The following is a 2991-nucleotide window of genomic DNA, read 5'->3' as shown; positions in this document are numbered from 1 at the left end:
TCACCTACTTCAACCACACCCGCAACGGCGACATCATGAGCCGGATGACCTCGGACACCGATGCCATCCGCCACTTCGTCTCCTGGGTCTCCTACAACATCCTGGAGGCTGTCTGCCTCTTCGTTGGATCGTTGGCCGTCATGTTCACCATCGAATGGCGGCTGGCCCTGGCCCTGCTGGCCGTAACGCCATTCCTCTTCTACTTCACCTGGCAGCTCTCCAAGCATGCCCACCCGCTCTTCTACGCCATCCGCAACTCGCTGGCATCCCTCAACTCCATGGTCGAGGAGAACATCGAGGGCAACCGGGTGGTCAAGGCCTTCGTCCGCGAGCCCTATGAGACCGAGAAGTTCGATCGTCACAACGATGACTACATGGAACGCAACATGGACTCCGCCCGCAACAGCCGCACCTATATGCCTTGGCTGGACGGCTGCTCCTACATGCTCCAGCTGATCACTTTGATTCTGGGCGGTTGGCTGGTCATCCGCCAGCAGATGACCCTGGGCGCCCTGGTCTCCTTCAACAGTTTCCTGTGGATGATCGACGGCCCGGTGCGCCAGTCCGGCTGGCTGATCAACGATGTGGAGCGATTCAACGCCTCCTGCGTCAAGATCCGTCGGCTGTTGACGGCCGAGCCCAGGATCGTCGAGCGCAAGAACGCCCAGGCTGGCGTGGTCCAGGCGGCTACGGTCCGTGCCAAGGTCAACGGCGAGCAGACCGAGGACCCGGTCAGAATCCGTGGGGACATCCGCTTCGACCACGTCAGTTTCGCCTTCCCTGACGATCCGGAGACCCCCATTCTCAAGGACATCGACTTCCACGTGGCGGCCGGCACCCGGCTGGGCATATTGGGGGAGACAGGATCGGGCAAGTCCACCCTGGTCAGCCTGGTGGCCCGCTTCTACGACCCCACCGTGGGCCATGTGCTCATCGACGGGATTGACGCCAGGCAGTGGCCTCTGGACCTGCTGCGGCGGCAGGTCAACATCGTGGCACAGGACACCTTCCTCTTCTCGGACACCATCGGCGACAACATCGCCTTCGGAGCCCACCGCGACGACGAGCAGTACGTCAGGACCATGGCCTCCATGGCTGGCGCTGACTCCTTCATCAACCGGATGCCTGAGGGCTATGACACCGTGGTGGGCGAGCGCGGCGTGGGCCTGTCAGGCGGCCAGAAGCAACGGCTCAGCCTGGCGCGGGCCCTGGCCGACGACCCGGCCATCCTGATCATGGACGACACCACATCGGCTGTCGACATGGAGACCGAGGCCACTATCCAGCGGCATCTGCAGGAGATGGAGGGCACCAGGACCATGGTGACCATCGCCCACAGGATCTCCTCCATCAAGGATTCCGACCTGATCCTGGTCCTGGACCACGGCAGGATCGTAGAACGCGGGACCCATGAGGATCTGGTCCACGCCCACGGCCGCTACTACCGGATCTACCGCAAGCAGCTGGGGCTGCAATCCGGGCAGTCGGCAGGGTTCTGACACATCAGCATGCATGGCAAGGTGAGACGATGAAGCAGCAAAAGCAACGTTCGGCGGGCACCGCGCGCAGGAACACCTTCCGGGAGGACGAGGACCTGGAGGAGCAGATCGACTTCGGTGACATCAAGCGCATAGGGGCCTATCTGAAGCCCTACCTGCGCCAGGGGGCGATCATCCTTGCGGCGGTCCTATCCATGAGCGCCATCGCCGTGGCCATTCCCTACATGACCAAGACCATGATCGACACGGTCATCCCCTCCAAGGATCCGGTCCGGCTCTTCGCCCTGGGTGCGGTCTTTCTGCTGGCCATCGTGGTCTACGAGCTCCTTCTGCGGTACCGGACCGTGGCCATCACCCAGGTGGGCCAGCTCATGCTCAAGGATATGCGTCGGGACCTCTTCACCCATATACAGACCCTGCCCTTCTCCTACTTCGATTCCAGGCCCCACGGCAAGATCCTGATCAGGGTGGTCAACTACGTCAACACCCTCTCGGACACCCTGAGCTCGGGTCTGATCAATGTGATCGCGGACATCTTCACCTTCCTGCTGACCTTGGTGGTCATGTTCGTCATCGACTGGAGGCTGACCCTCTGGTCCCTGGTTCTCATGCCCCTGCTGGTGCTCTATGTGTTGGTCCTCCAGCGCTTCCAGCGGCGGGCCTACCAACGTCTGTCCAACAAGCAGAGCAATCTGAACGCCTACATCCATGAGTCCATCGCAGGGGTCAAGACCACGCAGACCTTCGTCAGGGAGCGCGAGCAGTTCCGTACTTTCCAGGAGCAGCAGGGCCAGGTTCGCAGCTCCTGGATGCGGGCCGTGCACATCCAGTACCTTATGTGGCCAGGAGTGCAGAACATCTCCACCATCACCATCGCACTGATCTATTATCTGGGGATCACCGGCCTGGGCGGCGTGCAGGTGACCACGGGTATGCTGATCGCCTTCGTTGGCTATGCCAACAACTTCTGGAACCCCATCATCAACATCGGCAACTTCTACAACCAGCTGATCACCTGCTCGGCCTACCTGGAACGCATCTTCGAGACCCTGGATGTCCACCCGGAGATCGAGGACCGCCCGGGGGCCATAGAGCTGCCTCCGGTCAAGGGCAGGGTGGACTTCAACGACGTGGTATTCAAGTACGAGCCCGGAGGCCGCAACATCCTCAACCTGGTGGACTTCCATGTGCCGGCAGGCAGCACGGTCGCCCTGGTGGGGCCCACGGGCGCCGGCAAGACCACCATCGTCAACCTTCTTTCGCGTTTCTACGACGTGACCGAGGGCAGCGTTTGCGTGGACGGGCATGACGTGCGCGACGTGACCCTGGCCTCCCTGCGCCGGCAGATGGGGGTCATGCTTCAGGACACCTTCATCTTCACCGGCAACGTGCGCGAGAACATCCGTTACGGCCGCCTGGATGCCACTGACCAGCAGATCGAGGAGGCCGCCAAGGCCGTCCATGCCCATGAGTTCATCATGGAGCTGCCCGA

Annotated in this window: 2 protein-coding genes; both read left to right on the top strand. The window is 61.9% G+C overall.

Annotation, left to right across the window (positions count from 1 at the left end; all coding sequences use genetic code 11):
* A partial coding sequence (locus AC0AP0_RS11025) for an ABC transporter ATP-binding protein (RefSeq protein WP_490430496.1) occupies positions 1–1499 on the top strand: 1499 nt, incomplete at its 5' end.
* 29 nt (positions 1500–1528) lie between these two features.
* A partial coding sequence (locus AC0AP0_RS11020; RefSeq protein ID WP_490430495.1) for an ABC transporter ATP-binding protein occupies positions 1529–2991 on the top strand: 1463 nt, incomplete at its 3' end.

The organism is Bifidobacterium sp. POST2/T3 (B1) (genome assembly GCF_058197115.1).
This window is presented reverse-complemented; position numbering and strand designations above follow the sequence as displayed.